The organism is Paenibacillus sp. FSL L8-0644 (genome assembly GCF_038008165.1).
In the GTDB taxonomy this organism is placed as follows: Bacteria; Bacillota; Bacilli; order Paenibacillales; family Paenibacillaceae; genus Paenibacillus; species Paenibacillus polymyxa_D.
In genome coordinates this window covers 4,928,954-4,942,898 of the sequence record NZ_JBBOYN010000001.1, presented here as the reverse complement: position 1 = coordinate 4,942,898, position 13,945 = coordinate 4,928,954, and the positions used below count along the sequence as shown (strand labels likewise).

Sequence of the window (13,945 nt, the reverse complement as noted above, 5' to 3'; positions counted from 1 at the left end):
ACGGATATGCGGAGAAGAAAAGGAGAGATGATATGCAATCGGCAGTGGAACACGCGGATCAAGCGAATCATGCGGGAGTGGCACGTCGTAATTTTGTGATGAAATGCGGAGGAAGTACGCTGGCTGCGTTACCTGATTCCTTTTTTGAAGATTTGGCGCGTTTGCAGTCGGAAGGTCTTCAACCTGTCATTGTACATGGCGGTGGCCCTGCGATCTCCGACAACTTGGCGAAGCTGGGGATCGAAACAGAGTTCATTCATGGATTACGCAAAACGACCGAACCCGTGCTGGATGTCGTGGAGATGGTACTGGCGGGTAGCATTAACAAGCAGATTGTACGTAGAATAGGACTGCATGGGGGCCGAGCGTTGGGGTTGTCAGGTAGTGATGGTTATTTAATCGAAGCCAAGCCTGTGTCGAATGCTGCTGAGGTCGGTTGGGTCGGAGAGGTAACATCTGTTCAAGCCTCGATTATTACAGGTGTCCTGGATATGGACTATATGCCTGTTATTGCCCCCATCGGGATTGATCGATCTGGTCAGCGTTACAACATTAATGCGGATACGGCGGCGGGTGCGGTAGCCTCTCATCTGGGGGTCAGTCGGATGATCGTCGTTACAGATGTACCAGGCATATTGAAGAAGTATGGCGGAGAAAAGAAAGTGCTGGACTCTATCACCGTACAGGAAATTGAGGATATGATCAGCACAGGTGAAATATATGGGGGTATGATCCCGAAAGTGAGAGCGGCTATTGCCTGTATCCACGGCAAAGTGAAGGAAGTCGTCATTGTGAACGGTAGCGAACCGCAGGTACTAAGTCGTGTGCTAGGCGGAGAATCGATTGGAACACGCATTGTGCGTATGCAGTAATTGTAATATATAGCTCGACCTATATAACCAAACGATAAAGGAGCGTGAACATAATGAGTAAGGAACCGAATACGCTGGTGAGCGAGGAAATGCCAAGTACGGATGGAAGCGAAGTGCAAACGGAAAAGGTGTCAGCAAAAGCGCAGACAAATAGCTCTCTTTTTCCAAACTACGCAAGATACCCGCTTACACTGGTGAAAGGGCAAGGAAGCTGGCTGTGGGACGATCAGGGCAAGCGTTATCTGGATTTCATGTCAGGCATCGCCGTTACTAATTTGGGCCATGCGCCTCAAGCAGTAGCTGAACGATTGAAAAAACAGATCGATGAATTGTGGCATGTATCCAATCTGTTTCATATACCGGGGCAGGAACGGGCAGCTGCCTTGCTGACAGCCCATAGCAGCGCAGATGCCGTGTTCTTCTGCAACAGCGGGGCCGAAGCGAACGAAGCTGCAATTAAGCTGGCGCGTCGTTACCACCAGAAGGTAAAGCAGACCGGTCGCTACGAAATCATTACGTTCACGCAATCCTTTCACGGACGGACGCTGGCAACCTTGACCGCTACGGGTCAGGACAAAGTGAAAGAAGGCTTTTTACCGCTTCCCGCCGGATTCAAAAGCGTTCCGCTTCATGATCAGACGGCGCTTGAAGCAGCCATCAGTGAGCATACGGCGGCAATTATGCTGGAAATGGTGCAGGCCGAAGGCGGCATGTATCCGGTAGACCCTGCTTTCGTAGACGTGATCACCAAGCTATGCCGCGAGCATGGTTTGCTGCTGATCATTGACGAAGTGCAAACAGGTATGGGACGGACGGGCAAGCTGTTTTCCTTTGAGCATTATGGTATAGAGCCAGATATCTTTACATTGGCGAAAGGACTGGGCAGTGGTTTCTCTGTGGGTGCGATGCTAGGCAAAGGATATTTGCGTGAAGCGTTCACAGCGGGCAGTCATGGTTCTACCTTTGGAGGTACGCCACTTGCTATGGCGGCGGTTCAAGCTACTATTGAAACGATTATTGATGACAAGCTGCCAGAACGTGCAGCAGAGATGGGAGATTACCTCTTCCATAGCCTGCAAAAGCAGCTTGGAGATAGTCCTTTTGTAAAGGATATCCGTGGAAAAGGTTTGATGGTCGGCATTGAGTGTGCAGAGCCGGTAGCGGAGCTTGTTTTGGCAGGACAGAAGAAGGGCATTCTGTTCATTACAGCAGGACCGAATGTGATTCGCCTGTTGCCTAACTTGTATGTAACGAAAAACGAAATAGATCAGGCTGTAACATGGATTGCTGAATTGATTCGGGAGCATGTGGCTTAGTGTAAAGATCAAATCATCCCAGACTAGAGTGTAAAAGGAGACGATAGCATGAGCCAGGGCGGCGCACTGCAGCAGATGAATTTGAAAGGACGGGACTTCCTGGAGCTGGACGATTACTCGCCAGAGGAAATCCAGTATTTAATTGATCTCGCTGTTGAAATTAAGCGTAAGCATAAAAACGGGGAAACCTATCAGCCGCTAAAAGGGAAAACGCTCGGACTGATTTTCGAGAAATCCTCTACCCGCACACGGGTATCTTTCGAAGTCGGTATGTATCAATTGGGTGGGCATGCCCTTTTCCTCAGCAAAAATGACATTCAACTGGGACGCGGCGAACCGATTAGCGACATGGCCCAAGTCATGTCACGTTATCTGGATGGCATTATGATTCGTACCTTTGGACACGATAATGTGGTAGAGTTGGCACGTTATGCGTCCATTCCTGTGATCAATGGATTGAGTGATTTGGCGCATCCGTGCCAAGTGCTAGCAGATTATCAAACCTTGTATGAGCAAAAGGGTGAGCTAAAAGGGCTCAAATTGGCTTACATCGGAGACGGTAACAATATGGCTCATTCTCTCTTGATTGGGGGGGCGAAGCTTGGAGTGCATGTGTCGATTGCAAGTCCAGCTGGATACGAGCCTGACCCGAGTGTGGTCGCAGCTTCCCGTGAAATTGCCAAACAGACAGGTAGTGAGATCGTTATAACCCAAAGTCCGCAGGAAGCAGTACAAGATGCGGATGCGATCTACACAGATGTGTGGGCGAGCATGGGGTTTGAGGAAGAGCAGAAGGAGCGGGAGCTTGCTTTTGCCGACTTTCAGGTGAATGAAGAGCTGGTCAAGCTGGCAAAGCCGGATTATTTATTCCTGCATTGTCTCCCTGCGCATCGTGGGGAAGAAGTGAGCGCAGGCGTAATCGATGGTCCGAATTCGGTCATCTTTGATGAAGCAGAAAATCGTCTGCATGCGCAAAAAGCGCTGTTAGTTGCTTTAATGGCATAAAATTGATAGGTATTGATAGGTAAAGAAGATAAAGGCTAGAAGCATTCGGGGAGGACTTTAACAATGGCAAAAGAAAAAATCGTACTCGCATATTCCGGCGGTCTGGATACGTCGGTTATTCTGAAATGGCTCAAAGAAACTTATGATGCTGAAATCATCGCTTTCACCGCAGATATTGGTCAAAAAGAAGAACTGGACGGTTTGGAGGAAAAAGCACTCGCTACAGGGGCTTCCAAAGTGTACATTGATGATCTGCGTGATGAATTCGCCAAGGATTTTATCTATCCGATGTTTCAGGCGGGTGCCTTATATGAAGGACAATATTTGCTCGGAACGAGTATTGCACGTCCATTGATCGCTAAGCGGATGGTCGATATTGCGATTGCCGAGGGAGCAACAGCCATTGCTCACGGGGCAACAGGCAAAGGTAACGATCAGGTACGCTTCGAGCTGAACGCGGCGGCGTTGACGCCGGATATCAAGGTGATTGCACCTTGGCGGCTGGAAGAGTTCCGCAATCAGTTCCCGGGCCGTGCAGAAATGATTGCCTATGCGGAAAAACACGACATTCCGGTAACTGCTTCTGCAGCCAAGCCATACTCCATGGACCGTAATCTGCTGCATATCAGCTATGAAAGCGGCGTGCTGGAGGACCCTTGGTTTGATCCAAGTGCTCCTGAAAATAAAGAAATGTTCTTGCTCAGTAACGCGCCTGAGGACGCTCCTGATGAAGCAGAATATTTGGAGTTGGAATTTGAAGCAGGTAACTGCATCGCTTTGAACGGAGAACAGCTTAGTCCATTGCAAGTGATGGAAAAACTGAATGAGCTCGGCGGCAAGCATGGTATCGGACGCGTGGATATGGTGGAAAACCGTTTTGTTGGTATGAAAAGTCGGGGAGTCTATGAGACGCCGGGCGGTACGATCCTGTTCACAGCTCACCGCAAAATGGAATCCATCACGATGGATCGCGAGGTTATGAATCTGCGTGATAGTCTGATTACCCGTTATGCTACCTTGGTTTACAACGGTTTTTGGTTCGCACCGGAACGTGTCGCTTTGCAGGCTCTGGTTCATGAGAGTCAGAAAAATGTTAGTGGTACCGTGCGCGTGAAGCTGTACAAAGGCAACATTATCGGCGCAGGCGTTAAAAGTCCGGTTAGCTTGTACAATCCGGACATTGCGACCATGGAAGCCGATCCGACACAAGCCTACGATCAAGGCGATGCAACAGGCTTTATCCGCTTGAATGCTCTGCGTTTGAAGGTTAACGCGGGTGTAACACAAAATCATAAATAATGATGTAACCTAAAAAATGTACGGGATGCGGGCCGTTCTTGTCCAAACGACGAGGGCGGCTTGTATTGCAGAGAGGGGATCATACAATGAGTAAGCTATGGGGCGGACGGTTTACGAAGCAAACGAACAAGCTGGTAGAGGAATATACGGCTTCTATCGGGTTTGATCAGGCGTTGGCGGAAGAAGATATTCAAGGCAGTTTGGCTCATGTGGCCATGCTAGGAAAATGTGGAATTATTCCGCAGGAGGATGCAGACACGATCAAGGAAGGACTGCACACCGTTCTGGAGCGTATCCGCCGTGGGGAAATTGAATTTTCCGTTTCGGATGAGGATATTCACATGAATATCGAAAAAAATCTAATCGAGGCTATTGGTCCAGTGGGGGGTAAACTACACACTGGGCGTAGCCGTAACGATCAGGTAGCAACGGATATGCACTTGTATTTGCGTGGACGTGTGGTATCGCTGGTGGGTATGCTGCATGATGTACAATCTGCATTAATCGGCCAAGCAAAGGATAATCTGGACACGATTGTACCTGGATACACACACTTGCAGCGTGCGCAGCCTATTTTATTTGCACATCATCTGCTGGCGTATGTGTCTATGCTGGAGCGTGATATTGACCGACTCAAAGACAGCTACAAGCGGATTAACGTGTTGCCGCTTGGCGCGGGTGCTTTGGCCGGGACCACTTTTCCGATCGACCGTCATTTTGTAGCCGAGCAACTGGGATTTGATGGCGTATATGAAAATAGCCTCGATGCCGTCAGCGATCGGGATTTTATCGTAGAGTTCCTGGCTGGCGCCTCGCTGATTATGACGCATTTGTCTCGTCTGAGCGAAGAATTGGTGCTATGGAGCAGCACGGAGTTTGGTTTTGTCGAGCTGGATGATGCTTTTTGTACAGGCAGCAGCATTATGCCGCAGAAGAAAAATCCGGACGTACCGGAGTTGGTACGTGGTAAAACCGGACGTGTCTATGGAAACCTCGTGGGCTTGTTGACTGTATTGAAATCCTTGCCGCTGGCATACAACAAGGACATGCAGGAAGACAAGGAAGGGATGTTCGATACCGTTGCCACGCTGGAAGGAGCCTTGCAACTGTTCGCACCGATGATCGCCACGATGAAGGTGAACAAGGATCGCATGCGTCAAGCGGTCAACCAGGACTTCTCCAATGCAACGGATATTGCGGACTTCTTGGTCGGCAAAGGGCTTCCGTTCCGTCAGGCGCATGAGGTCATTGGCAAAACCGTACTGTATTGCATCCAGCATGGGAAATATTTGCTTGATCTGACACTGGACGAATTTCAGCAGTTTTCGGATTTGTTTGATGAGCGTATCTATGAGGTACTTCAACCGGAAGCGGTAGTGAATGCACGGAATGTATATGGTGGAACCGCTACCGGTCAGGTACAGGCAGCCATTGGGCGCAGTGAACAGCTCCTGGCGAATACATCAACATGGTTTGAAGGGCACAAGCCGAAAAATTAATCAGTAAAGAAAGATATTATTCTCTTGCACAGTAGCGGTATACTGTGTAAAATCAAATTTTAAGGAATTAGCAATCAAAGATTCTAAGGCACCGTTCGCGGTGTCTTTTGTGCTTTTTGGGGCATTAATTCATAGTTCCAAATACCTATTACTACACTAGTGTGAAAGTTTCTAGAATTTACATTTTTGTATACTACGTCTACGGTGATTATGGTAGAATAGCACTAAGTTTTTCATTGAATTACCAATTCAATAGGACAAGAACTATATTCAATAAATAAATGTCAAGTTACTAGGGGCTCTTTTGGTCAAGTGAATTTCATAAATGTGTAAATGAAGGGCTTGAATGAGAATAGAGGTATGTCCTGGTTTTGGGAGAACGGCATGTATATGCTTTAAAGTAGTGACGTAGCAATAGGCAGAGTCGGGATGATTCAGGGAGGTATTATGAGAACTAAAAGGACGGCGCGTCAGTTAAAGAGCGCTTGGATCGGTTATCGCGCTTCTGAAGCCGATCAACTGATATCTTCATTGCATGAGGAACGGATACAAGCGGAGGAGTTACTGCGCGAGGAGCGGAAACTTTTTCACGCGGCGCTGGAACGGAAAAAGCAGCGGGATGCGGAGTTAAAGCAGCTGCTTGCAGATGCGCTTGCGGAAGAGCGGCGCTGGATTGAAAGGGCGGGAATTCATGGGTGACAAGCTTAGGTGGCAGGTTGGAGGAGTTTCAATTCGCCAAACCAAGAGAAGAATAAAAGAAGAGCGTCAGCGAATCGAACAACTGCAACAACAGCTAGAGGCTCAGCGGTCAGAGCAGGCTCCGGTGCTGTACAAGCTTGATTTTCATATCGAAGAGTTGGAACGGCGACTTCAGGATACAGAACTTCGTATCCAGGCTATACGGAACGCCAATGATACAGCAGCAGCTGTGGAACAATTGCTGGATGAAGGGATACAGGATGGACAGGCGCAGGAGGCTCAAGTCCAATATGCATCTGGGCAGGAACAGACAGCAGCAGGAGCTGCTATGGTCACTGCTTCCAGTATCCCTGGTACGGAAGGCGAAGAGGCCGCAACAGGAACGCGGAGCGGCCGAAACGGCAAGGCCCGTCTGGGGGATCAACTGGTGGAGAACGGGATGATCACCCGCGATCAGCTGACAGATGCCATCCGCAACCAGAAGCGCTACGGTGGTAGGCTGGGCGATATTCTTGTAGAAATGGGCTTCATTACAGCCGAGCAGCTACAGGAACAGGTTGGCGGCGACGAGTCCAAGGAGCGCCTAGGCGATATGCTGGTTCGTTCCGGTTATATATTGCCGGAACAACTGGAACGCGCACTGGAGTTCCAGGCGAAGAGCGGCGGGCTGCTGGGCGACATCTTGCTGTCATTGCAAATGCTGGAACCTGCGGATTTGTACCGCGCGATTGCTACACAGAACCGGATCGGGCGTATTGGTGAGGAACTCGCGCTGGATGCGGCGTACAAACTACCCGAGCAAGTGGCAATGGCTTATGGCGTGGTCGTTATCCATCAATATATGAACCGATATATTGTGGCGGTCAGCGATCCGCTGCCAGAAGAGCGACGCTTGAAGCTGGAGGAAATTCTGGGTATGCCGGTAGAGCAGGTGCTTGCTACGAAGGAAGAGATGGAGCAGCTCTGGGGTAAAATCTACGGTGAAGAAATGATGCAGGAGAGCACGACCGGGCTGTTGGAAAAAGAACCGCACAATTCGGCGCGGACGACTTTTACAAAGGGACAACTTTGGGTGTTCGCAGCCATGGGTATGATTACACTGCTCGGTCTCTTCTGGAACAGTTGGAAAACGGTGTTGATCATCAATATGATGATTCAGCTGTTTTATTTTGCGATGACGCTATTTAAATTTGGCATTATTTATCTTGGTTCCCGGCGTGGGGCGCAGCTTCGTTTTACGAAGGAAGAGGTTGACGCCATGGATGAAAAGAAACTGCCGATCTATACCATTCTTGTACCTATGTATAAGGAAGCGGGCGTGCTTCCGATGTTGTTGCGAAATTTGGAGCAGCTGGATTATCCCAAGTCCAAGCTGGACGTGCGGCTGCTGATTGAAGAGGATGACATTGAGACGATCGAGCTACTTCGGGAAATGAAGCTGCCGGCCTATTACACGACACTGGTCGTTCCAGACGGTTTGCCGAAAACCAAGCCGAAGGCATGTAATTATGGACTTATTCGGGCACGTGGCGAGTTTGTCGTGATTTACGATGCTGAGGATCGTCCCGACGCTGATCAGCTTAAAAAGGTCATTGCAGCGTTCGATTCACTCCCTGAGCATTATGCGTGTATTCAGGCGAAGCTCAACTACTTTAATAGTACACAAAATTTGCTGACCCGCTGGTTCACTCAAGAATACAGTATGTGGTTCGAGCTACTGCTGCCGGGTATTATGCAGTTAGATACCCCAATTCCTTTAGGTGGCACATCCAATCATTTTCGGGTATCTGTATTGAAAGATATTAATGCGTGGGACCCCTATAATGTAACCGAGGATGCCGATCTGGGCATACGTCTGTATAAAGGCGGCTACAAAACTGCTATTGTCGATTCCCGTACATGGGAGGAAGCTAACAGCCGCGTGGGCAACTGGATTCGTCAGCGGTCACGCTGGATCAAGGGGTATATGCAGACGTGGCTGGTTCATATGCGCAATCCGGTGAAGCTGGTGCGCGAAGTGGGCTGGAAAGGTTTTTTCGGCTTTCAGGTGATGATTTTGGCAACTCCAATGTTGCCGTTGCTGAATCCGATTTTTTGGGGCTTGCTTATTTTATGGTTTGGCTGGGAATTGTCCTTTATTCCCAAGCTGTTCCCGGGATATGTGTATTACCTGGCCAGCGCGGAATTTTATATCGGTAACTTTCTGTTCGTATTCAGTAACGTGGCCGGAATGTATTGGGTCATCGGGGAACTGGAAGAGCGCGGTGAACGAACATTTTCATACGCGATGGTCAAATATGGGCTACTCTCGCCGTTATATTGGGTACTAATGAGTATAGCTGCGGTGAAAGCAGCTTGGCAGCTCATTACCAAGCCGTTCTATTGGGAAAAGACGACACATGGTCTGACCGATATGCACGACTTGGATGATACCCCGGCACAGTCCTCCTGAATATGAAGAAAGAAGGAGCAAGAATGGAGACAAAAACACCTTTTTTATCCGTCGTCATTCCCATGTACAATGAAAGCTCGCATCTTGAGCGTTCGCTTAAGGTGATTGATGGGGTACTGTCTGTTGTCACCTCACGCTATGAACTCATCATTGTAGATGATGGTTCCAAGGACGATACGTGGCTTAAATTGTCTGAATTATCCCATCGAATGCCCTCTTTGCTCGCGCTCCGGTTGAGTCGGAACTTCGGTAAGGAACTGGCGTTGTGCGCAGGTCTGGAAAATGCCTCTGGCGATGCAATCATTGTCATGGACGGTGATTTGCAGCACCCTCCTGAGATGATTGGAGAAATGGTGCGTTTATGGCAAAATGAAGGTTATGATTTGGTCGAATGTGTGAAAGAATTCCGGGGAGAAGAGTCGGTGGGCAAAAAGCTTGGAGCTTCTTTGTTCTACGCGACCTTGAACCGCTTGACGGGCTTTAATCTCAAGGATGCCTCCGATTATAAGCTACTGGATCGACGAGTGGTGGATGCCTGGATGGCGATGCCAGAGCGGATGCCGTTTTTTCGCGGAATGACGGCCTGGCTCGGTTTCCGTAAAACCCAGATTTCTTTCCGAGTGGCTCCACGCGAAGAGGGTCCAAGCCGCTGGAGTCCGTTAGGGCTGACTCGACTGGCAGCAGAAGCGATCGTTTCGTTTTCGACAGTACCATTGCGGGTTGTAAGTCTGATGGGCCTCATTTTTATGCTGATTTCAGTCGTATTGGGGATTCAGACGTTAATGCGTAAATTAATGGGTGACGCTGTGACCGGTTTTACCACTGTCATTTTGCTGCTCTTGATTATCGGCAGTGTACTCATGCTGTCGATCGGAGTAGTAGGAGAATATATTGCCGCCATATATCACGAAGTCAAAGCTAGACCTCGCTATCTGATAGCAGATAAACGGGCGAATGCTGACCGATTGTGGGTGGACAGGGAGTTTAATCAACATGATCAGACGTTCATATCTAAAGTATCCAATCATTAAATACGGTATTGTAGGACTGCTGGGTACAGGTATCCATGTTGGTGTACTTGTGCTGCTGGTGGAGCTGTTTACGGTACCTGCAGTAATGGCTACTACAATAGGATTCGTGGTTACGCTGCTCGTTTCCTATGTGCTGAACCGAAACTGGACGTTCGAGCCTACCGGTGAGGGAAGCCGCACCCAGTTTCTTAAATATTTATTGGTCTGTACCTGTGGCTTACTCTTAAATGCCGCCCTGATGTACGTGACCATTCACTGGATCGGTTGGTCGTATCTGATCGGTGAAGTACTAACTACCATCATCGTGCCTGTTCATAATTATTTCTGGAACCGCTACTGGATCTTCTCCGTTCCGCAACAGCGTCAGAAAGAGGTTTCATGATTTTAAGAAAACACGGAAAATTGCTGTCATTGTTTGCTTTTATTGCTGCTCTTGAACTGGCGGTGGGTGTGTATTTTGCATGGCATCTTGGCTATATGCATACCGATGCGCTTAGTCGAGTGGCTAATGCATTTTATGTGCTATACAGTCGTGATCCACACTTGGGTGCTATCGGGTTTGTATGGAATCCGCTGCCCAGTTTGATGGAACTGATCGTGCTGTTGTTTTATCCTTTATTTCCAGTACTCGCTTCCCACGGGCTGGCGGCAGTGATTGTGAGCAGCCTGTTTGCAGGGGCGAGCGCGGCATTATTGTATGCGACGGGCAAACAGTTGGGGCTTCACGGTGCAACCAGCTTGCTGATTGCGCTATTATTTTCACTGAATCCATTTATGTTTCTGTTTGGCTTCAACGGCTTAAGTGACTCGCCATATATCTTTTTCATCCTGTTGACAGTGAGTCGATTTTGTATGTGGTTGAAGGATCGCAAGGCGGCGAATTTGATCGTATCCGGTTTTGCACTTGCACTCGCTTTTTGGGTGCGCTATGAAGCGGTTCCGCTTGGCGTTGCGATGGCTTTGGGTGTATTGCTGACGATCTTTTTTCTGCATCGGTGGCGTACAAACAGAGAGAGCGTTAGAACGCAATTGTCTTTAAAAGAGCGCCTGTACAAGGTAGAAGCGACATGGCTTCTATTGTTGCTGCCGCTTGTCTTTTCCGGTTTGCTGTGGCTCTTTTTTAACTGGATTATCATGGGCGACCCGCTTTACTTTTTACGCTCGCAATATTCCAATTCCACACAATCAGCGGCTTTGTTAGAGGATCAGCGCTTTGTAGAAATGTTTGCTCACCCTGTGCTGATGCTAAAGTTTGTCGGGCAACGAACCTTATGGTATGCGGCTCCGTTAATTTCCATTTTGCTTATACGCCTATTGGACAAACGTCTGTGGAGTTGGAGCACGCTTACGCTATTAGCAATCTTTTTATCGGTACCCGGGCTTCAGCTTTTACTGATGTTTAAGCATTCTTCGTTTGGCTGGTTCCGATATTTTATGTATGTATTCCCGATTACGGTTGCTTGGCTGCCGTATGAGCTTAGTCTGTTGAAGGGGAAAATGCGGGGGATCGGAATCTCACTGGTAACGGCAGGGATGTTGGTAACAGCAGGCTTGTTATCCTACGCACTGACGAACCCCGCGATTGCAGCAGATGAACACAGCTATTTGACGCATAGTGGTAATGAAAGCTACGAACGTCAAATTATTGAGCGGAAAATAGCGCCGTGGCTGGATGAGTATTATGGTTCATCTCTTATTTTGACAGATTCTTATGCCGCCTATCCGATCATTTTGAGCAGCAAAATTCCGAAGAAGTTTATGATTACGAGTGATTATGATTTTGGGGAATCTTTAATAGATCTGCCTGCTTCCAAGGTGGATTATGTCTTGGTCACGCGCTTGGTGGATGGGGTACCGCTGGATCAGGTAAACCGGAGCTATCCTGATTTATTCGAAAAGGGAGCGCCGTGGGCCTCGTTGGTACATGACTTTGACGGGCAGTGGCGACTGTACAAAATAGAGCATGAAGAATCGAAATAATTATTATATTTTAGTGCATCGTAGCGGAGGGAAGAATACAGCTGTAGGGTGTGAGTGGGCTACAGCTGTATCACCGCAAGAAGTTTGAGGGGGAACGAGAGGAATGTCCTTTCGCAAATGGTCTGCAAGCAGATGGATGGCTATAGGTCTGTTTGTATTTATACTTGCATTGGAACTTTCTGCGGGCATCTATTTCAGCTATGTTCTGGGATATATGCACACAGACGCGCTCAGTCGCGTAGCTAACGCATTTTACGTGCTGTACAGCCGCGACCCGCATCTGGGCGCCATCGGATTTATCTGGAATCCACTACCCAGTCTTCTGGAAATGGTGATTCTACTGCTGTATCCAATCTTTCCGGCATTAGCCACCTATGGATTGGCTGCTATTATTTTGAGTGCTACCTTTTCTGCTTTGACCGCTATGTTGCTATATCGGGCGGGTGTCAGAACAGGGCTTAGCTCTAGTATGAGCTTGCTGCTGGCTTTGTTGTATGCACTGAATCCGTTTATTTTACTGTTTGGTGCCAATGGGCTGAGTGATTCGCTATACATATATTTCATTATGATGACGGTGATTGAGTTTGCATTGTGGCTCAAGGATCGCATGACGGCAAGTCTGATTGTTTCTGGATTAGCGCTTGCCATGGCGTTCTGGACTCGTTATGAAGCGGTTCCTCTGGGCGTGGCAATGGCAGGTGGCGTGGTCTTGGCGGTTTTGTTTCTCCATCGAAACATGGGCAGACGCGAGCTGGCCTTGCGAGAAAAACTGCACAAGGTCGAGGCAACGTGGTTACTGCTTCTGCTCCCCGTGGTCTTTTCCGGGCTGTTATGGATTTTCTTTAACTATCTCATTATGGGGAATGCTTTTTACTTCCTGAATTCGGAGTATTCGAACACGGCCCAATCGGCAGAGCTGCTGAATGATGATAAGTTTGTAGAGATTTTCTCCAATCCGCTGGTAGCCTTGAAATTTATTGCTTCCAAAACACTTTGGTATTCGGTACCGTTGTTGGCTATTCTGTTCATTCGTCTGTTGAGTGGACGCTTGTTCCGATGGGGAACCCTGATTATTTTGCTGCTGTTCCTATCAGTGCCGGGATTGCAGTTTTTACTTATGATGAAGCAATCTTCGTATGGATGGTTTCGTTATTTTATGTATGTATTCCCAATTACCATAGCCTGGTTGCCTTATGAGTTGAGCCAGCTTCAGGGACGATGGCGGAGGGCAGCCTTTGGCCTGGTATCCGTCAGTCTGCTGCTTACCGCTGGATTACTTTCCTATGCGTTGACTCGCCCGGATATTGCACCGGATGAGAACAGCTTTCTCACACGGACAGGTAATGTGAACTATGTGAGACAGGAGTCAGATCGTAGGATTGCCGTTTGGTTGGATGAGCATCTGCCGAAGTCTACCATTATGACCGATTCGGCTTCAGCCTACACCATGATTGTTTACAGCCAACATCCTAAACGCTTCCTGATCACCAGCGATTATTCGTTCAATAAGGCATTAAGTTATCCGCAGGATCACCATGTGGATTATATCCTTGTACCTAAGATCATGTCAGGCATGCCACTGAGTAAAATCAATATGGTATATCCGAACTTATATGAACATGGTGCCCCATGGGTTCAGCTTGAACGTGAGTTTAATGGCGAGTGGCGCCTGTATAAAGTACTGCCTAAGTCACTAACTAAAGAATCTCCATCAACGGAGACCACAACAAATCCCTAATGTGCATATAATAAATCCCCGAGCCTATCCCTTCGCCATGGTGCGATGAGAGAA

11 protein-coding genes are annotated in these 13,945 nt (G+C 48.3%); all 11 read left to right on the top strand.

The features are described 5' to 3' along the window. The first annotated feature begins 32 nt into the window (after positions 1-32). The 11 genes from argB to NSS94_RS22355 all read left to right on the top strand — a co-directional run bounded on the left by argB (position 33) and on the right by NSS94_RS22355 (position 13,891). Positions 33-872, top strand: a complete 840-nt coding sequence (gene argB, locus NSS94_RS22405; protein WP_029514564.1) for an acetylglutamate kinase — start codon at positions 33-35, stop codon at positions 870-872. A 53-nt stretch (positions 873-925) separates the two neighbouring features. Beyond that, a complete protein-coding gene (locus NSS94_RS22400; protein WP_165146262.1) occupies positions 926-2,188 on the top strand; it encodes an acetylornithine transaminase in 1,263 nt (420 codons plus the stop codon). Between the two features lie 48 nt (positions 2,189-2,236). Then, on the top strand, positions 2,237-3,193 hold the full coding sequence (gene argF, locus NSS94_RS22395) for an ornithine carbamoyltransferase (protein ID WP_165146279.1): 957 nt from the start codon (positions 2,237-2,239) through the stop codon (positions 3,191-3,193). A gap of 63 nt (positions 3,194-3,256) precedes the next feature. After that, entirely contained in the window at positions 3,257-4,492 is a 1,236-nt protein-coding gene (locus tag NSS94_RS22390) for an argininosuccinate synthase (RefSeq protein WP_069010680.1), read from the top strand. Between the two features lie 86 nt (positions 4,493-4,578). After that, the gene (gene argH, locus NSS94_RS22385; RefSeq protein WP_069010681.1) at positions 4,579-5,991 is read left to right on the top strand and encodes an argininosuccinate lyase; all 1,413 of its coding nucleotides are present in this window, start codon (positions 4,579-4,581) and stop codon (positions 5,989-5,991) included. A 447-nt stretch (positions 5,992-6,438) separates the two neighbouring features. Further along, entirely contained in the window at positions 6,439-6,690 is a 252-nt protein-coding gene (locus NSS94_RS22380) for a hypothetical protein (protein WP_341040161.1), read from the top strand. Further along, complete coding sequence (locus NSS94_RS22375) at positions 6,683-9,142, top strand: glycosyltransferase family 2 protein (RefSeq protein WP_318627920.1); 2,460 nt, start codon at positions 6,683-6,685, stop codon at positions 9,140-9,142. Before NSS94_RS22380 ends, NSS94_RS22375 begins: the two co-directional genes overlap by 8 nt. A gap of 23 nt (positions 9,143-9,165) precedes the next feature. Further along, on the top strand, positions 9,166-10,173 hold the full coding sequence (locus NSS94_RS22370; RefSeq protein ID WP_029514557.1) for a glycosyltransferase family 2 protein: 1,008 nt from the start codon (positions 9,166-9,168) through the stop codon (positions 10,171-10,173). Next, positions 10,136-10,555 carry a GtrA family protein gene (locus NSS94_RS22365; protein WP_029514556.1) on the top strand — a complete coding sequence of 140 codons (420 nt, stop codon included), beginning with the start codon at positions 10,136-10,138 and terminating at the stop codon, positions 10,553-10,555. Before NSS94_RS22370 ends, NSS94_RS22365 begins: the two co-directional genes overlap by 38 nt. Beyond that, the gene (locus NSS94_RS22360) at positions 10,552-12,153 is read left to right on the top strand and encodes an ArnT family glycosyltransferase (protein WP_069010683.1); all 1,602 of its coding nucleotides are present in this window, start codon (positions 10,552-10,554) and stop codon (positions 12,151-12,153) included. Before NSS94_RS22365 ends, NSS94_RS22360 begins: the two co-directional genes overlap by 4 nt. A gap of 103 nt (positions 12,154-12,256) precedes the next feature. Continuing rightward, positions 12,257-13,891: a glycosyltransferase family 39 protein gene (locus NSS94_RS22355; protein WP_069010684.1), complete on the top strand. Its 1,635-nt coding sequence runs from the start codon at positions 12,257-12,259 to the stop codon at positions 13,889-13,891. Positions 13,892-13,945 lie beyond the last annotated feature (54 nt).

Coding starts and splice junctions, on each gene's coding strand:
- argH (WP_069010681.1), top strand. CDS start 4,579: ATGAGTAAGCTATGGGGCGGACGGTTTACGAAGCAAACGAACAAGCTG.
- NSS94_RS22360 (WP_069010683.1), top strand. CDS start 10,552: ATGATTTTAAGAAAACACGGAAAATTGCTGTCATTGTTTGCTTTTATT.
- NSS94_RS22375 (WP_318627920.1), top strand. CDS start 6,683: ATGGGTGACAAGCTTAGGTGGCAGGTTGGAGGAGTTTCAATTCGCCAA.
- NSS94_RS22355 (WP_069010684.1), top strand. CDS start 12,257: ATGTCCTTTCGCAAATGGTCTGCAAGCAGATGGATGGCTATAGGTCTG.
- argF (WP_165146279.1), top strand. CDS start 2,237: ATGAGCCAGGGCGGCGCACTGCAGCAGATGAATTTGAAAGGACGGGAC.
- NSS94_RS22365 (WP_029514556.1), top strand. CDS start 10,136: ATGATCAGACGTTCATATCTAAAGTATCCAATCATTAAATACGGTATT.
- NSS94_RS22380 (WP_341040161.1), top strand. CDS start 6,439: ATGAGAACTAAAAGGACGGCGCGTCAGTTAAAGAGCGCTTGGATCGGT.
- NSS94_RS22400 (WP_165146262.1), top strand. CDS start 926: ATGAGTAAGGAACCGAATACGCTGGTGAGCGAGGAAATGCCAAGTACG.
- argB (WP_029514564.1), top strand. CDS start 33: ATGCAATCGGCAGTGGAACACGCGGATCAAGCGAATCATGCGGGAGTG.
- NSS94_RS22390 (WP_069010680.1), top strand. CDS start 3,257: ATGGCAAAAGAAAAAATCGTACTCGCATATTCCGGCGGTCTGGATACG.
- NSS94_RS22370 (WP_029514557.1), top strand. CDS start 9,166: ATGGAGACAAAAACACCTTTTTTATCCGTCGTCATTCCCATGTACAAT.